This is a genomic window from Pseudomonas sp. BF-R-19, assembly GCF_019956445.1.
Taxonomy (GTDB): domain Bacteria; phylum Pseudomonadota; class Gammaproteobacteria; order Pseudomonadales; family Pseudomonadaceae; genus Aquipseudomonas; species Aquipseudomonas fluorescens_BH.
The window spans coordinates 93,591-110,502 of the sequence record NZ_JAHBDN010000125.1 but is presented as its reverse complement, the minus strand read 5'-3'; the positions used below and the strand labels follow the sequence as shown (position 1 = coordinate 110,502).

Genomic DNA, 16,912 nt, shown 5'->3' with positions numbered 1-16,912 from the left:
CGCGAGCAAGCCCGCTCCCACAGGGTCGGTGTCTGCCTGATAGGCCTGCGGCAATCGCGCTATCGCGACTGATGACGGGTAGAATCACCCTCTGAATCAGTTTCGAGGTTTGCAGTGGTGGATCTACAGCAGGGCTTCGTCCTGACCCGGCATTGGCGCGACACCCCGGCCGGTACGGAAGTCGAATTCTGGCTGGCGACCGACAGCGGTCCCCGGCGTATCCGCCTGCCTCATCAACCGTCGGTGGCATTCATCCCCGCCGTGCAGCGTCAGGCGGCCGAAAGCGTTTTGCATGACGAGAAGAACGTCGAACTCAGGCCCCTGGCCCTGCAGGACTTCGAACATCGCCCGGTCCTCGGTCTTTACTGCCAGCAACACGGCCAGTTGATGCGCCTGGAAACCGCGCTGCGCCGGGCCGGTGTCGAGGTGTTTGAAGCCGACGTGCGCCCGCCGGAACGCTACATGATGGAACGCTTCATCACCGCGCCGGTGCGCTTCAGTGGCACGCCGAATGCCGAGGGCCTGCTGCTCGACGCGCAGATGAAACCCGATCCGGACTACCGGCCGAGCCTGAAACTGGTGTCCCTGGACATCGAGACCACCGCTCAGGGCGAGTTGTATTCCATCGCCCTGGAAGGTTGCGGCGAGCGTCAGGTGTACATGCTCGGTCCACCCAATGGCGACGCTAGCCAGGTGGACTTCCAGCTCGAATACTGCGAGTCGCGGACCCTGTTGCTGAAAAAGCTCAACGAATGGTTTGCCCGGTTCGACCCCGACGCGATCATCGGCTGGAACGTCGTGCAGTTCGACTTGCGAGTGCTTCACGAACACGCCCGGCGCTTGGCGGTACCGTTGAAACTGGGGCGTGGCGGCGAGGAAATGCAGTGGCGTGAACACGGCAGCGGCAACCATTACTTCGCGTCAGCCGCTGGCCGCTTGATCATCGACGGTATCGAGGCCCTGCGTTCGGCGACCTGGAGTTTCCCCTCGTTCAGCCTGGAAAACGTCGCGCAAACCTTGCTCGGCGAGGGCAAGTCCATCGACACCCCGTACCAGCGCATGGACGAAATCAATCGCATGTTCGCCGAGGACAAACCGGCGCTGGCCAAATACAACCTCAAGGACTGCGAACTGGTCACGCGAATTTTCGCCAGGACCGAGCTACTCACCTTCCTGCTGGAGCGAGCCAGCGTCACCGGTTTGCCGGCCGATCGCATGGGTGGTTCGGTGGCGGCGTTCACGCACCTGTACATGCCGCTGATGCACCGTCAGGGTTTCGTAGCGCCGAACCTCGGTGGCAAGCCACCCGAAGCCAGCCCCGGCGGTTTTGTCATGGATTCGCAACCGGGACTCTACGAATCGGTGCTGGTGCTCGACTACAAAAGCCTCTATCCGTCGATCATCCGCACCTTCCTGATCGATCCCGTGGGGCTGATTGAAGGGCTCAAGCACCCGGACGACAGTGAGTCGGTGTCGGGTTTTCGTGGCGCGCGCTTTTCTCGCACCCGGCATTGCCTGCCATCCATCGTCGCCCGGGTGGCCGAAGGCCGGGAAACCGCCAAGCGCGAACACAACGCGCCGCTGTCCCAGGCGCTGAAGATCATCATGAACGCGTTCTACGGTGTGCTCGGCTCCAGCGGTTGTCGCTTCTTCGACACGCGCCTGGCGTCGTCCATCACCTTGCGCGGGCACGAAATCATGTTGCGCACCCGCCAGTTGATCGAAGCCCAGGGGCATGCGGTGATTTACGGCGACACCGACTCGACCTTCGTCTGGCTGCGTCGCGCCCATGGCCAGCAGGAGGCGGCGCAGATCGGTCAGGCGCTGGTGGCGCACGTCAATCAGTGGTGGCGCGAGCATGTGCAGCAGGAGTACGGCCTGCAAAGCGTTCTCGAATTGCAGTTCGAAACCCACTACAAGCGCTTTTTGATGCCGACCATTCGCGGCGCCGAAGAAGGCAGTAAAAAGCGCTACGCCGGGCTGGTCACCCGGGAGGACGGCAGCGAGGAGATGGTCTACAAAGGCCTGGAAACCGTGCGCACCGACTGGTCGCTGCTGGCCCGGCAATTCCAGCAGGAGCTGTATTCGCGGATCTTCCTGCGCAAGCCATATCAGGATTATGTGCGTGACTACGTGCGCAAGACCCTGGCCGGTGAGTTCGATGACCGGCTGATCTACCGCAAACGCCTGCGCCGCACCCTTGATGACTATCAGCGCAACGTACCGCCCCATGTGCGCGCAGCGCGCCTGGCCGACGAGTACAACGACCGGCAGGGGCGCCCGCGCCAGTACCAGAACGGCGGCTGGATCAGCTACGTGATCACCGTTGCCGGCCCTGAACCGCTGGAAGTGCGCAGCGCGCCCATCGACTACGACCACTACATCACCCGGCAGCTGCAACCGGTGGCGGACGCGATACTGCCGTTTGTCGACGACGACTTCTCAACCCTGGTTGGTGGGCAACTGGGCCTGTTTTGAGTCCATCAGCGACAGGGTCCAGTCATCCAGGATGCCGTGGAAGTATTGGTTCAGGGCTTGCTGGAAAAGGCTGTCGGCGTCGGTGACCTGGGCAAACAGGGTCATCGAGGAATGAAACTTCAGGTCGTCGGGATGACCAAAAATTCCGGCCACCGAACGCTCCCGGATGTTCAGCACTTCCTGGGTGCAGGTGCGTAGCCGGGCGCCCAGCAACGGGTGCTCAAGGTAGGCCAGGGCTTCCTCCCGCGAGCGGATGGCAAAGCGGCGCGACATCTCGCTGCCGCCGAGCCCGGCAAACTGCGGAAAAATGAACCACATCCAGTGACTGCGCTTGTGTCCGTTGCTCAGCTCGTTTTGAACCCGGTCGAATACCGGTTCCTGAGCCTGGAGAAAGCGTTGCAGATTGAACGGGTCCAGGTGGTCGGTGCTTCTCATGGCGAAGCTCTCTGACAGACTGCGTTGACTCAGACCATGGTCAACGGCTGTTTGCGTTGTGGCGCGCGAAACACTTGGTCCAGCGCCTCCAGATCCCCGGGTTCAAGCTGCAATGTTGCGGCCTGGGCATTGAGCCGCACATGCTCGGGTTGGACCGCTTTGGGGATGGCGATCACTCCTTCCTGACGCAGTATCCATGCCAGTGCCACCTGTGCCGGTGCGACGCCGTGACGGGCGGCCACCTGCTTGAGCGTGACGTCGAAGAGCATTTTACCGCCTTGGCCAATCGGGCAGTACGCCATGATCGGCAGCCGTTGCTGTTGGCTCCAGGGTAATAAATCAAATTCTATGCCCCGTTGTGCCAGGTTGTAGAGCACCTGATTGGTGGCGCAGGCCGGGGCGTCCAGTTCCAGCAAGTCGTCGAGGTCGAAATTGGACACGCCCCAACGACCGATCTTGCCGTTTTCGCGCAGGCGCTCGAAGGCTTCGACGGTTTCCTCCAGTGGATACTGACCGCACCAATGCAGCAGATACAGATCGATGTAATCGGTGCCAAGCCTGCGCAGGCTTCGCTCGCACGCCTGGGGAATGCCCTGGCGGCTGGCATTGTGCGGGTACACCTTGCTGACCAGAAAGACGCTGTCACGTTGGCCGGCGATGGCATCGCGGACCACTTCCTCGGCGCCGCCTTCGGCGTACATTTCAGCGGTGTCGATCAAGGTCATGCCCAGTTCGATGCCCAGGCGCAGTGCCGCGACTTCTTCCGTGTGCCGTGAGTGGTCTTCGCCCATCTGCCAGGTCCCCTGGCCGATGACCGGGACCCTGGCGCCAGCCAGTTCAAGCGTGCGCATGCAAACCTCCTTTATGAATGCCGATGGTTGTTTCAGTGGGCAGCAGAATAGTCCATCGGTTCCGCCGCAGGGTTGCCGCAGGTTGCGAACTCTTGAACTGCACCTTGCCGGTGATCGATTGCTCTGTGCCGAGACTGCACTTTTTCGAAATGTCCGGCTCTATCCATGGCAGCCTGCGGCGATCCCCACCGCCGGCCCATGCCCAAGTCCAAGAACCCATGGCTCGAGTTTCACCCGCAATCACCACAAAAATCCGCCGTCATTGCCTGCTGCTGGCAGGTCTGTCGATGTTCTTCGTCACCGGATGCAGCCAACAGCAGGGCGGCGACATCATCAACCAGATGCGCGAAGGCAAACCCCAGGAGTTCCTGCAGACCAGCGTCGACCGCATGGCCACCCTGACCATGCGCGACAACCTCGACAGCCTTTACCTGCTGATGAGCAAGCTCTACCTGCGTAACCCCGATGAGCTGAAAAAATCCGGTTTCCTCGATGCCCGTACCGCCGGCAAGCAAGTGCGCATGGCCATTGAAATGCAGGAGCCATTACCGACCCTGGGCGGCAAAAAGGACCTCGCGGCCCTGCGTTTTGCCATGAGCCCGGAGTTTCTCGGCGACCGGGTCGGGGCGTTCATCTATGCCATCGGCAGCATGCTGGTGACCGCCCATGGCAATCGCCTGGAGTTCTACATGACCGATACGATCAACCCGGTATTCGTCAGCAATGCCGCGCGCAACATCGAGATCGCCACCTGGATCCTCAGCCAGCGACAGAACAAAGAAGGCCAGCCCTTGCTGTTCTCCAACGAAATCTCGGAGGAGGGCAGCAACCTGAGCTTTGCCGTCGAGTTCGGCAAGATCGTCGCCCGGCTGGACCTGCTGACCCGGATGCTCGACGAACGCTACCGGCGCATCGGCCTGAACTATGCGCAGAGCCTGGTGTTCCTGAATTTCCTGCCGGTGCAGTGAATCCAGTACGAAACCCTGTGGGAGCGGGCTTGCTCGCGAAAGCGGTGTATCAGCCACACAAATAGTGACTGACACGACGCCTTCGCGAGCAAGCCCGCTCCCACAGGGTGGCATGACACTTCAGGGCATAAAGATAGATCGCATCGATATAACTTGTTATAAGAAATATCGCTATGCTGCGGTCCAGATTTCCCCTGCGATCTTTGTGGAAGTATTCATGGATTTAGTGAACATCGGATTGGTCGTTGCCGGGCTGGTCGTCGGCTTCATCGTCGGCATGACTGGCGTAGGTGGCGGGTCGCTCATGACGCCGATCCTGCTAGGGTTCGGCATCAACCCGGCGACGGCGGTCGGTACCGATCTGCTGTACGCCGCCATCACCAAATCCAGCGGTGTACTGGTTCACCGCAAGAACAACAACATCGACTGGGCGATTACCGGCTGGCTGACCTTGGGCAGCGTGCCTGCGGTGGTGTTGACGCTGTGGTTCCTCAGTACCCTGCACAGCGCCCCCGAGGCGATGAACGCGATCATCAAGCAGGCCCTCGGTTTTGTGTTGTTTGCCACGGCACTGGCGATCCTGTTCAAGAAGCGCCTGCTCGACTTCGCCCACAAACGTGCGGGCGGCAACTACAACCCCAGTGGATTGCGCTTGAACGTGATGACGGTCATCACCGGGCTGGTCCTTGGCACCATGGTCGCGCTGACGTCCATCGGCGCCGGCGCACTGGGCACCGTGGCACTGTTCATTCTCTATCCGATGCTGCCGACCCGCCGCCTGGTGGGGACTGAAATCGCCCACGCCGTGCCGCTGACCCTGGTCGCAGGCCTTGGCCATGCCAGCATGGGCAACATGGATTGGCACGTCCTGGGTTACTTGCTGGTGGGCTCGTTGCCGGGGATTTACCTGGGCAGCCACCTGACCGGGCGCATCTCCGACGAACTGCTGCGCCCTTGCCTGGCGACCATGCTGTTGCTGATCGGCTACAAACTGGCGTTCTGATTCAAGCCGCCACGAAAGCTTCATTCGCGGGTGAATATTTCCAGCAGATGCCCGTCCGGGTCATCGAAATACACCCGCCGTCCTCCCGCGAAATCATTGATCTCCCTCAGTCGCTGCTTGCCCGGGTCGGCCCACCATGGCTGACCGTTGGCTTGCAGGCGTGCGAAGGCTGCATCGAAATCCTCGTCGCCCATCAAGAATGCGTAGTGCTGAGACGCTATCGGCGGGTCGTTGTCGTAGAAGTCCAGTGACACGCCGTTATCCAGTTTGACGATCAGCATGGGCCCGAAGGGCTGCGGGGCGGGCAGGCCAAGGAGGCTGGCCAGGAAATTCGCCGAAACCTGCTTGTCCCGGCACCAGACGATGGTGTGGTTCAACTGAGTGCTCATGGGCCAGTCCTCGCGACGGATCAGGCGGGTTGTCATGAGTCTTCAGATTAGCCCAGCCTGTTGCGCAATGACCGCCCTGACCTAAGCTTGGGGCAAGGCGAACAATATTTGCGGTACGTCACCCGGAACGATCGCCGCGATGCGCAATCATTAGAGCGTGGATATCAAAAGGAGATGCGCATGCTCATCAGGTCACTGACCCTGGCTACTTTGCTGGCGATTGCCGGCACCTCGTTCGCCGCTGATGGCGACTCACCGCTGGACATGGACAAGGGCAGGGCCCGGCCACTGATTGTCATCGCGCCGAGCACGGTTGATCCGATCTGGGTCAGCCTGAAAAAGTCGCTGGATGAGCCGGCCAATCGCAAGGGTTTCACCGACCGCAACATGGTGCTCTACACCGTACTCAACCTGATGGGCCAGCGCGACGGCAAAGACCTCGGGCCACAGGACACGGCGGCACTGATCCGCTCGCTCAAGCTGGGTGCCGGCGCCAAGACCAAGGTGATTCTGGTCGGCAAGGACGGCGAAAAGAAACTTGAACAATCGGACGCCATCAAGCTGGACGAGATTTTCAGCGCTGTCGATCAGTTGCCGGCGGCCGAAAAAGAATTTACCGCGACCGTGGCCGCTCCCGTCGCTGAAGCGGAGCCGGCGGCCAAAGGCGCCAAAGGTACAAAACCAGGCAAACCGGCCAAGCCTGCCAAGCCGCCTGAAATGCCGGATGATTGAACCCTGCGCAGCAGCGTAATCCGGGCCTGCAGAACCGCTGGCTCTAGCTCAAGGTTGAGCCAGAAATTGATGGATGATATTGACCAGTACGGGGGAAAACGGCTGAAGACATTGTGCCGGGTTCGGAGTCTTCAGGGTGTCCAGAAGCAGGACCAGTAGTTCCTCGTCTTCAAATTGCAATTCTGCGGGTTGCATGCACTGGTCAAATATCAGTGCATCGACCAACTGCTTACGCGCACCGATCAGGCCTCGATTACTTTCCTCGGTATGACCCAGGTTCAAGGCCTCAATTGAAAGCCGGGCCCGCTCGGTTTGTCCCTCAACCAGACCGGAAAAATAGAACTTCAGTTCGGTTTCGCATTCGGCCATCAACGGTGTGAGTGGCAACAGACGTGTTCCTCGGCCGTGACCGCATTGGCGCAAGCGCTGGCAACTGGCGACGATATTGGAAAAGTCCAACGTTCGATTCGGTGCATGATCCTGAGCTTCAAGATGCTCATTATGAGCATTATCAACCGTGATGGAGTGACAGCAGTAGGCGCATAAACCGTATTGCTCCGAAATGCAGGATGATCGAATCGACCGGCTCTCATCCGCTGGTAAGTCCCGGTAACGCAACGTGTTGTTCGAGCGTTTAAAACGAGTCAACGAGGGTGGCTCCATGCCTTTGTCGATCTTACGCACGACGTAACTCCAACTTACGGATCAACAAAGCCGCCTTCGCCAACTCCAGATGTCCCTCTGGCAGCTCAAGAGAAAGCTCGGAATACAGTTTCTTCGCAGCGTCCAGGTCACCATCCTGCAAATGCTTGAGCAATAGATTCAGACGTTTTTGCACTTCGCTGTTACGTACATCGGTGTCCATGACTTCTAGAAGTACCTGGTTGGCATCCAATCCATACAGGCCATTGTGTTCTTGCAGTTCCCCGTCATTGAGCACGTAGCACAGCACGTCTTTCGCGTCGCTGATGACCAGTGGCGAGTGAGTGGTCAGGACAAATTGGCAGTTGGGGAAAGTCTCGCTCAACTGCCGAATCAGACTGCGTTGCCATTTGGGGTGCAGGTGCAAATCGACTTCGTCGATCAGGACGATGCCGTCCCCCTCCAATGGGTTGTCCAGAGACTGGTTCATCATCGCCAATCGGCGAGCGATGTCGCCGACCAATGCCATCATCGATTTCTCCCCCTGCGACAGCTGGGAGACATTCAGCGTTACGCCGTTTTTGTCGATGGCCATGTGCAGGCGCGGTTTGCGTTGCACTCGCAGGTTGCTGAAGCCGGGCATGAACGCGGCGATGGCGGAACGAACTGCGGTCAACTGACGATCCCGGGAAGAAGCTTTCAACTGGGAAAGGGTTTTCCAGATGTCGCTGTCCTTGCCGAATTTTACGGAAATTTCGGTCAGTGCAGTGTCGGATACGCCGGTTTCGTTTTCGCTGTCTTCGCGTTCACGGAACCATTCGAAGAAACGGCGGAAGTCCACGCCACGATTCAACGCGTTGTCGTAACCGTCGAGCTGATCGAAGGTATGTTTGGTGCGGATTTTTAGCGGGATTTCCAAAACCGAGCGCTCTACCGGGTAGTAGGCGATCAGAGGGAGTGAAGCTTTTTCATCAATGGTTAGTTGAGTGCGATAGTGGTCTGCAAGGAGGCTGGCTTCCGCTAATTCACTATGGATATCACTCTTTCGCCCTTGCCTGCCACGAGCAATGGCCCACGTGAAGAGATCATGTTTTGGATCATCTTCGGGGGAACTTGGTTGCGCTGGCGAACTATCTGATACGGCAGTCAAAACGATTGCGACTGCGGCGCCGTTTCGAATGTCTTCATTTGTAAGGTGGCTGCCAATGCCCCTCTCGGTACGAATCCTGGCAACTAGCCAACTCAATGAGGTGGCCAATGACTTTAAAAGGGTGGTTTTCCCGGCACCGTTGTTTCCCACAAGCACCGTCACATTTGAGCGGTGTTTGGGGGTGGGGGCCAGGTAAATGGTCATATCGGTGAAGCGACCGACATCCTTGAGCTTGAAGCTGAAAATTTCCATTACAACGCCCTTTTAGGGTCAGTCGATTTGAATAGGTGAGCGCGCATTATGTCATTCCCGGCCACGGATTGATCCGATGCCGTTCGCAGGCTTGGGAGGTCCATTAGATACAACGGATTCACCTGCATCACAACGGTCATGAGCAAAAAGGTGTTTGTAACTAAATGCTCAGAAAATCGAGCGTAGGCAAAGGACTTCAATTGCGTCGGAAATTTCCTGCATGACGTGGCGCACACCGTGAACTGGTGCCCATTGGGCCGTACCGATAATCTTCGTCAGCCGCTGCAAATCAGCGGTCGGATGTGGAAGTCCGTTGGTTCAAGCCATCTACCAATGCCCCTAAAGCGCAAGTCGACATTTTTTATGTCAACATCGCCGCGTTTTGGCGGCTGTGCGCGGGAGCACTTTCGAGTGCACCGGGTTTTGGTGGATTGACCTGGACTTCCACACCTGCGTACAGCTGCCACCCTCATGTGGAAGTGAGATGGGTAGTTTTCTCAATAATCCCCAATGGTACTTCTTCATGAAAAAGCTAAGTCCGAATCCCCCGGAATCCCCATCCGACTCAGATTTACCACTGTCAGACATCACCGAACCCGCCGTCAGCGCTCGCTTGCGCAACCCCAAGCAAGCCGACCCGGTCAGCCACATCTTCACCATCCTCCCAAACGTCGACACCCCAACGCTGCTGTGCCACGCCTGTGAAACCCTCGCGTCCCTGAACGTGCTGGTCACCGATCTGGCCTGTAACCTGGAAAGCTCCAATCGCAATGTGGCTCTTTCGATTCAGCAACTGGCAGTGGTGGGCGAATTGTTGGTGAACCGTGCGTTGGACAATATCGACCCGCCCGAAGGTGTGACGATAAAGTAAAAAAGGCGACCTCTAGAGGTCGCCCTTATCTATAGAAATGGTGGCAAGGCTTATTGAGTCAGGGCACTCAGAATCTGATGAGCAATCCTGACCCGCTGCGCATTCGGGAAGTTCTTGTTGGCCAGCATCACAATACCGATGTCCTTCGCTGGCACGTACGCCACGTAAGCACCAAAACCACCGGTTGAACCTGTCTTGTTGATCAGCACGTTCTGCGGCTGCGCTTTCGGCGGGTTCAGCCATTGGACCTTATGCGCCTCCATGGCCATCGGTGTGGAGTTGCCGTCCAGCAAGCGATCCAGTGTGATCGGGTAGCGATACATTTCCCAGCCCAGGCCCTGGGTCATATCGCCAACGGTGTAGTAACCGCTATGGGTCAGGGCGATGGCTTGCTGCAACGGCTTTTCCAGAGACGCCGGCTTCATGTTTGCGCCGACGTAGTCCAGTAAGTCGGCGGCGCTGGTTTTCACCCCGTACGCCTCGGAATCCAGCGCACCTGGAGTGACCCGTACCGGTTTGCCGTCCTTGTTGTAGCCCTGGGCGTACAGCGCCATCTGATCTTGCGGCACATGCACATAGGTGTGCTTGAGGCCCAGTTTCGGCAGCAGGGTTTTCTCCATCAGGTCATCAAACGGCTGGCCCATGCTTTGCGCAGCGAGGTAGCCGAACAGGCCGAGGCTGGGGTTCGAATACAGTCGGTGGCTGCCGGGTGTGTAGAGCGGTTTCCATTGTTTGTAGTAGCCGAGCATTTTGTCTGCCGAATCATATTCAGCGGGGAATTGCAGCGGCAGCCCCCCAGCGCTGTAGGTGCCCAGTTGCAGCACGCTGATGTGGTCGAACGCACTGCCGCGCAACGCCGGCAGGATCTGGCTGGCCTTGTCCGACAGCGACAGCTTGCCCGTGGCCTGGGTGTAGGCGGCGAGGGTGGCGGTGAAGGTTTTGCTGACGGAGCCGATTTCGAACAGGGTGTCTTGCGTGACGGGGTTGCCGGTTTCTATCGAGGCGACGCCATAGTTGAAGTAATGCGCCTGGCCGTTGACGGTGACTGCCACGGCCATGCCGTGGATACCCTCGGCTTGCATCACCGGTTGTACGGCGGCGTTCACCACTGTCTCGATTTGATCCTGTGCCGCGCACTGGCCCGCGGCGAATATCGCCATGCAAGCGGCGATGGTTTTCAGCCTGTCCATGTTGGTTTCATCCGTCGTTGATTCAGTTGCGCGTCATTTTAGGGCGTGAAGCGCCATGCTCCGAGCGCTTTTTAAAATCGGCCGCCAACAGGCGGCCACGCGCAACCGTTGATTCAACGCACCAGGCACGGCCGCTTGTTATCGAACTTCCAGCCGGGAATCAGGAACTGCATCGCCACGCTGTCATCCCGGGCCCCCAGGCCCATGCCTTTGTACAGTTCATGAGCTTTGGCGACCTGATCCATGTCCAGTTCCACCCCCAGCCCCGGTTTCTGTGGAACCTGCACGCAGCCGTCGACGATTTGCAGTGGGGCCTTGGTCAGGCGCTGGCCGTCCTGCCAGATCCAGTGGGTGTCGATGGCGGTGATCTCGCCCGGCGCGGCCGCCGCGACATGGGTGAACATCGCCAGGGAGATGTCGAAGTGGTTGTTGGAGTGCGAACCCCAGGTCAGGCCCCATTCGTGGCACATTTGGGCCACACGCACCGAGCCCTGCATGGTCCAGAAGTGCGGGTCGGCCAGGGGAATGTCGACTGACTGCAACTGGATCGCGTGGCCCATCTCCCGCCAGTCGGTGGCGATCATGTTGGTCGCGGTCTTCAGTCCCGTGGCCCGGCGGAATTCAGCCATGACTTCGCGTCCCGAGTAACCGTTTTGCGCCCCGCACGGGTCTTCGGCATAGGCCAGCACGTGGTGCTGATCGCGGCACAGGCGGATGGCTTCTTTCAGTGACCAGGCGCCATTCGGGTCGAGGGTGATACGCGCATCGGGGAAGCGTTCGGCCAGGGCCGTGACCGCTTCGATTTCGGCGTCGCCGCTGAGCACGCCGCCCTTGAGCTTGAAGTCCTTGAAGCCATAACGCGCGTGGGCCGCCTCGGCCAGACGGACCACCGCATCGGCGGTCATGGCTTTCTCGTGTCGCACGCGGAACCAGTCATTGTCGGCGTCCGGTTCGCTGCGGTAGGCGAGGTCGGTCTCGTTGCGATCGCCGACATAAAACAGATAGCCAAGCATCTTCACTTCATCGCGCTGCTGGCCTTCACCGAGCAGGGCAGCCACCGGCACGTCCAGGTGCTGGCCGAGCAAGTCGAGCAATGCGGCTTCCAGGCCGGTGACGGCGTGAATGGTGATGCGCAGGTCGAAGGTCTGCAAACCGCGGCCACCGGCATCGCGGTCGGCGAAGGTCTGGCGTACCTGATTAAGGATTTTCTGGTAGGTGCCGATTGGGCTGCCGACCACCAGGCTGCGTGCGTCTTCCAGGGTCTGGCGAATGCGCTCGCCGCCCGGCACTTCACCGACGCCGGTGTGCCCGGAGTTGTCCTTGAGGATCACGATGTTGCGGGTGAAAAACGGGCCGTGGGCGCCGCTCAGGTTGAGCAGCATGCCATCGTGGCCGGCCACCGGAACAATCTGCATGCTGGTGATGATCGGGGCCTTGGCGATTTCTTGTGCAGTCATTTTTTTATCCTTTCAGGCGTGACGTGGCGCAGCTTTGGCCGATTCGACGGCAGGCGCGGATTTGGGTTTGTTGCGGGCGGCAAACACGATGATGGCGGCGATGATCGAGGTCGCGGCCAGGCCGTACAGCCCGCCCTGGATGGAGCCGGTGCGTTCTTCCAACAGGCCGAATGTGGTCGGCGCGACGAAACCGCCAAGGTTGCCCACCGAGTTGATCAGCGCGATGACGCCAGCGGCAATGCGCGCATCCAGGTAGGCCTGGGGAATCGGCCAGAACAGCGACGAGGCCGATTTGAAACCCAGTGCAGCAAAGCAGATCGCAACGAAGGCGAAGACCGGCCCGCCGGTGGTGGACATGAACATCCCGGCTGCGGCGATCAGCAGGGCAGTGGCGACCCAGGCTTGCTGGTGTTTCCATTTGCCTGACAGGGAAGCGAAGGCGTACATGCCGACAATCGACAGCAACCACGGGATCGAGTTGAACAGCCCGACCTGGACATCGCTCAGGTCGCCCATCTTCTTGATGATGCTCGGCAGCCAGAAGGTCGCGGCGTAGATGGTCAGCTGGATAAAGAAGTAGATCAGGCAGAACAGGATGATCTGGCGATCCTTGAGCAATTTGCCCAGCGACGGTTTGATCGGCGTGGCGGCTTCCCGGGCCAATTGTTCGTCGTCGATGGCCTTGACCAGCGCGTCCTGCTCTTCGCGACTCAGCCATTTGGCGTCGTGGGGTCTGGAGTCCAGCCAGAACCAGACGAACACGCACAACCCGACCGAGAACATCCCCTCGATGAAGTACATCCATTGCCAGCCGTGCATGCCCAGGCCGTTGATTTGCAGGAGCAGCCCGGACAGCGGGCCGGAGATCAACGAGGCAATCGCCGAGCCACTGAGGAAGATGGCAATCGCCTTGCCGCGCTCCACGCCGGGCAACCAGCGGGTGAAGTAGTAGATCACTCCGGGAAAGAAACCGGCTTCGGCCACGCCCAGCAGAAAACGCAGGATGTAGAAGTGGGTTTCGTTCTGGATGAACGCCATGCCCGCGGCGACCAGGCCCCAGGTCAGCATGATCCGCGTCAGCCAGATGCGTGCGCCGACTTTCTGCAGAAGGATGTTGGAGGGCACTTCGAACAGTGCATAACCGATGAAGAACAGGCCGGCGCCCAGGCCATAGGCGGCCGCGCCAATACCCAGGTCGTGTTCCATGTGGGTGCGGACGAAACCGATGTTCACGCGATCAATGTAATTGACGATGAACATGATGACGAACAGCGGCAAGACGTGACGTTTGACTTTGGCGATGGCGGACTTCAGCGCTGAATTGGCGTCGTCGTGCATCCCGGATATGGATGTATTCACTGCGTTTTCTCCCACTCGTTATTTTTATGCGGGGTGAAGCTGGGTGCTGCGTTGTTGCTAGACATCATACAACTAGATTTTTTCATCGCGCAACCACGTTCGTCCAACAAAATAGCGCTTTTTATGGGGTTGTTTATTCTATTGGTGGTGCTGGATGGTCTTTCGGGTGGCTCAATATGGGCATGTTGTTGAGTGTTGTCATACAAGTTTGGCGAGATTTTTCAGGATTCCCGCCCGGTGCGGTGCTACGATTCGATAGCCCTGATTTCCGGACACCCCCATGCAAGAAGACCTCGAAGTACCCGCCCGCAAGCGCAGCCACAATCTGGCCCATGACCTGGTGGAGAAACTGACCCAGCGCATCCTGCTCGGCCAGATGTTGCCCGGCGACAAGCTGCCGTCGGAAAACACCATCGTTCAGGAACACGGGGTCAGTCGCACGGTGGTGCGCGAGGCGATCTCGAAGCTGCAGGCCTCGGGGCTGGTGGAAACCCGGCACGGCATTGGCACGTTCGTGATCGAGCGCGCACCGGAGCAGGGGCTGCGGCTGAATGTCGATACCGCGTTGGGGGTGCGCAGCATTCTGGAGTTGCGCATGGGCCTGGAAACCCAGGCGGCGGCGCTGGCGGCAACTCGCCGCACCGATCTGCAACTGGCGCAGATGCGTGAAGCGCTGGACGACTATCAAAGCCTGCTGGCCAACAACGACAGCTGTGTCGAAGCGGACCGGCGTTTTCATCTGCTGATCGCCGAAGCCACCGGCAACGTATGCTTCACCGAAATCATGCAGCACCTGGGCAGTGCGATGATCCCACGCACCCGGGTCAATGCCGCCGAGCGTGGCGCGGTGGACTTGAGCAAGCTCGGTCAGTTGGCCAACCTGGAGCACGAGGCGATTCTCAACGCCATCAAGCGCCAGGACCCGGACGCGGCGCGGGCGGCAATGTGGCTGCACCTGACTAACAGTCGTGACCGGTTTTCGGCTAGTTGAGGTTGGCTGTTTTTCAGTGGCACCGCGTCATCGTTCTTCGCGAGCAAGCCCGCTCCCACAGGTTTTGGGTCGTGCTCAAGAACTGCGGCAACCATAAAACCCTGTGGGAGCGGGCTTGCTCGCGAAGGCGTCAGTCCAGGCAGCAAAATAAATGGATCAGACCCGAGCAGCTTGAACAACCACAGCCCGCCGCTCCAGATTCAACGCCAGCACACTCACCAACACCACCAGTCCCCCGACCACGATCATCAATGTCGGCCGCTCGCCAAGCGCATAGGACGCAATGACCATCGCCGTCGGCGGCGTCAAATACAGCGTCATCGTCGCCCGGCTCAAATCGACATGCGCCAGCACATAGGCCCAGGCCAGGTAAGCCAGGGCACTGGGGAATATCCCCAGGGCAATCACCGCAAACTGCACGCGCATTGGCGCCACGGCGACTTGATCCACCAGGCCAGGCAAGAAAACCAGCAACAGCGCCGTGCCGGACCACACCGTGTAACACACCAGCGTCAAGCCGTCGTAACGCCCGGTGTGATGCTTTTGCAGGGCAAAGTAGAGACTCCAGGACACCGCCGCCAGCAGGATCAGCAAGCCGTGGGCGTCAATGCTGCCCAGGCCATGATCGCCCGCCACCACAATCACCACGCCCAACAACCCGAGCAGCACACAACCCCAGCGCCACAGGCTCACCTGATCCTTGAACACGAAGCGTGCAATCAATGTGCTGAACAGCGGCGTGGTCTGCGCCAACACGCTCGAAGCACCTGCGCTGACACCCAGCTGTCCGAAGTTGATCGCCACGTGGTGCAGGCTCACGGCAAAGAAGCCTAGGCCGAACATCAGCGGTAAGTCTCGGATGTTCGGCAGGCGAATGCCCTTGAACATCGCGACCACGGCCATGAACACAGAGGCCAGCAGGAAGCGCAGCAGTGCCAGATGTACGGGGTCGTAGGCCAGCAGCCCGATATGGATGCCGGTCGGGGAATAGCCCCAGCACGCCACGACAAAGGCCATGGCCAGAATGATTTTCCAGGGGGAAACGGGGGAGGGTGTGAGGGGCGTCATGGTCGTGCACCTGTGGGTGGATGCACCGAGTATCAGAAAGCTGATCGTTCGCCACAACTGACTTATACTGTGCTAATCGTTCACTGTGGGTGATGTATGGAGCTGGCACAGATTCGCATGTTCAAGACCGTGGCCGATGTCGGCAGCATCGCCCGCGCGGCCGAGCTGTTGCATTGCGTGCCGTCGAACATCACGGCCCGGATCAAGGCCCTTGAGGCCGAACTGGGTGTCGCGCTGTTTCTGCGTGAGGGCCGAGGGCTGCGCATCAGCCCGTCGGGGCAAACCTTCCTGGCCTACGCCTCGAAAATTCTCGCCCTCACCGCCGAGGCCAAGCGTGCGGTCGACCCTTCGGCCGAGCCCTCGGGGCCGTTGCGCATCGGGGCCATCGAGTCGTCGGCCACCGGGCGATTGCCGCGCCTGCTGGCGAAATTCCACAAGCGTTTCCCGCAGGTGGCGCTGGAGCTGACCACCGGCTCCTGGGGACAGTTGCTCGACGACACACTCAACCACAAGCTCGACGGCGCCATCGTGGCGGTGGATGTCGAGCGTTCGCACCTCAAGCGCACGCCGATGTACCGCGAAGAGCTGCTGCTGATCGCCTCGACCTCCCTGGGGCCGCTGCGGGGCGTCAGCGATTTGCAGGACCAGACCGTGTTCATGTGGCCCCAGGGCTGTCCGTACCGGGCAGCGCTGGAGCATTGGCTGTTGCGACAGGGCCAGGCGCTGCCGATTGTCAGCCTGGCCAGTTATGGCGCGATTGTCGGTTGCGTCAGCGCCGGGGCCGGCGTGGCGCTGGTGCCCAAAGGCGTGTTCGACCAATACGCCAAAGGCGCGGGGTGCGCGGGGTTTGAATTCCCCGAACTGACCGCCGTCGACAACCTGTTTTACTGGCACGAAAACGCCGGGGTGCACCCGGCGCGTGAGGCGTTTGTGGCGATGCTTCGCGAAGAGTTTGCCTGACGCAGAACCTGTGGGAGAACCTGTGGGAGCGAGCTTGCTCGCGATGACGGAGTGTCAGTCGCTAACAATATTGACTGATACACCGCTATCGTCGGAACGCCGCCCGGAGCAAGCTC

The 16,912-nt window shown here is 59.7% G+C and carries 16 protein-coding genes; 7 read left to right on the top strand and 9 right to left on the bottom strand.

Features of this window, described 5'->3' with window-relative positions; translation table 11 throughout:
* Positions 1 to 117 precede the first annotated feature (117 nt).
* Positions 118 to 2,478, top strand: a complete 2,361-nt coding sequence (locus tag KGB28_RS31200) for a DNA polymerase II (RefSeq protein ID WP_223449287.1) — start codon at positions 118 to 120, stop codon at positions 2,476 to 2,478.
* Here KGB28_RS31200 and KGB28_RS31195 read toward each other — a convergent pair.
* The gene (locus KGB28_RS31195) at positions 2,443 to 2,913 is read right to left on the bottom strand and encodes a DUF1810 domain-containing protein (RefSeq protein ID WP_223449286.1); all 471 of its coding nucleotides are present in this window, start codon (positions 2,911 to 2,913) and stop codon (positions 2,443 to 2,445) included. The genes KGB28_RS31200 and KGB28_RS31195 overlap by 36 nt on opposite strands.
* 29 nt (positions 2,914 to 2,942) lie before the next feature.
* Positions 2,943 to 3,764, bottom strand: coding sequence for an aldo/keto reductase (locus KGB28_RS31190; protein WP_223449285.1), 822 nt, complete (start codon positions 3,762 to 3,764; stop codon positions 2,943 to 2,945).
* A gap of 218 nt (positions 3,765 to 3,982) precedes the next feature.
* On the opposite strand from KGB28_RS31190, the gene KGB28_RS31185 reads away from it, so the two are divergent.
* Together KGB28_RS31185 and KGB28_RS31180 are read left to right on the top strand one after the other, a co-directional pair.
* A complete protein-coding gene (locus KGB28_RS31185; protein WP_223449284.1) occupies positions 3,983 to 4,732 on the top strand; it encodes a hypothetical protein in 750 nt (249 codons plus the stop codon).
* Between the two features lie 217 nt (positions 4,733 to 4,949).
* Positions 4,950 to 5,735 (top strand): sulfite exporter TauE/SafE family protein, encoded by a 786-nt coding sequence (locus KGB28_RS31180; protein ID WP_150725814.1) that lies wholly within the window; start codon positions 4,950 to 4,952, stop codon positions 5,733 to 5,735.
* 20 nt (positions 5,736 to 5,755) lie between these two features.
* On the opposite strand, the gene KGB28_RS31175 is transcribed toward KGB28_RS31180, so the two are convergent.
* A complete protein-coding gene (locus KGB28_RS31175) occupies positions 5,756 to 6,124 on the bottom strand; it encodes a VOC family protein (protein WP_223449283.1) in 369 nt (122 codons plus the stop codon).
* 180 nt (positions 6,125 to 6,304) lie between these two features.
* Between KGB28_RS31175 and KGB28_RS31170 the strand changes: the two genes are divergently transcribed.
* The gene (locus KGB28_RS31170) at positions 6,305 to 6,856 is read left to right on the top strand and encodes a DUF4174 domain-containing protein (RefSeq protein WP_223449282.1); all 552 of its coding nucleotides are present in this window, start codon (positions 6,305 to 6,307) and stop codon (positions 6,854 to 6,856) included.
* A gap of 48 nt (positions 6,857 to 6,904) precedes the next feature.
* Here the strand turns inward: KGB28_RS31170 and KGB28_RS31165 are convergent, their stop codons facing one another.
* On the bottom strand, positions 6,905 to 7,540 hold the full coding sequence (locus tag KGB28_RS31165; RefSeq protein ID WP_223449281.1) for a TIGR02646 family protein: 636 nt from the start codon (positions 7,538 to 7,540) through the stop codon (positions 6,905 to 6,907).
* Positions 7,533 to 8,900 (bottom strand): AAA family ATPase, encoded by a 1,368-nt coding sequence (locus KGB28_RS31160; RefSeq protein ID WP_223449280.1) that lies wholly within the window; start codon positions 8,898 to 8,900, stop codon positions 7,533 to 7,535. The genes KGB28_RS31165 and KGB28_RS31160 overlap by 8 nt, the downstream gene beginning before the upstream one ends.
* Before the next feature lie 523 nt (positions 8,901 to 9,423).
* On the opposite strand from KGB28_RS31160, the gene KGB28_RS31155 reads away from it, so the two are divergent.
* Positions 9,424 to 9,771 carry a DUF6124 family protein gene (locus KGB28_RS31155; RefSeq protein ID WP_223449370.1) on the top strand — a complete coding sequence of 116 codons (348 nt, stop codon included), beginning with the start codon at positions 9,424 to 9,426 and terminating at the stop codon, positions 9,769 to 9,771.
* 50 nt (positions 9,772 to 9,821) lie between these two features.
* Here KGB28_RS31155 and ampC read toward each other — a convergent pair whose 3' ends face one another.
* From ampC to KGB28_RS31140, 3 genes are all read right to left on the bottom strand, one after another.
* Positions 9,822 to 10,931, bottom strand: coding sequence for a class C beta-lactamase (gene ampC / locus KGB28_RS31150; protein ID WP_411740615.1), 1,110 nt, complete (start codon positions 10,929 to 10,931; stop codon positions 9,822 to 9,824).
* Between the two features lie 143 nt (positions 10,932 to 11,074).
* On the bottom strand, positions 11,075 to 12,418 hold the full coding sequence (gudD, locus tag KGB28_RS31145; protein WP_223449276.1) for a glucarate dehydratase: 1,344 nt from the start codon (positions 12,416 to 12,418) through the stop codon (positions 11,075 to 11,077).
* Between the two features lie 12 nt (positions 12,419 to 12,430).
* Positions 12,431 to 13,777, bottom strand: a complete 1,347-nt coding sequence (locus KGB28_RS31140; protein WP_223449273.1) for an MFS transporter — start codon at positions 13,775 to 13,777, stop codon at positions 12,431 to 12,433.
* A 280-nt stretch (positions 13,778 to 14,057) separates the two neighbouring features.
* Here KGB28_RS31140 and KGB28_RS31135 point away from each other — a divergent pair, with 280 nt between their 5' ends.
* Positions 14,058 to 14,768, top strand: a complete 711-nt coding sequence (locus tag KGB28_RS31135) for a FadR/GntR family transcriptional regulator (RefSeq protein WP_056722458.1) — start codon at positions 14,058 to 14,060, stop codon at positions 14,766 to 14,768.
* A gap of 156 nt (positions 14,769 to 14,924) precedes the next feature.
* Here KGB28_RS31135 and KGB28_RS31130 read toward each other — a convergent pair whose 3' ends face one another.
* Positions 14,925 to 15,836 carry a DMT family transporter gene (locus KGB28_RS31130; protein ID WP_223449271.1) on the bottom strand — a complete coding sequence of 304 codons (912 nt, stop codon included), beginning with the start codon at positions 15,834 to 15,836 and terminating at the stop codon, positions 14,925 to 14,927.
* 96 nt (positions 15,837 to 15,932) lie between these two features.
* Here KGB28_RS31130 and KGB28_RS31125 point away from each other — a divergent pair, with 96 nt between their 5' ends.
* Positions 15,933 to 16,796, top strand: coding sequence for a LysR family transcriptional regulator (locus tag KGB28_RS31125; RefSeq protein ID WP_223449269.1), 864 nt, complete (start codon positions 15,933 to 15,935; stop codon positions 16,794 to 16,796).
* Positions 16,797 to 16,912: the final 116 nt, after the last annotated feature.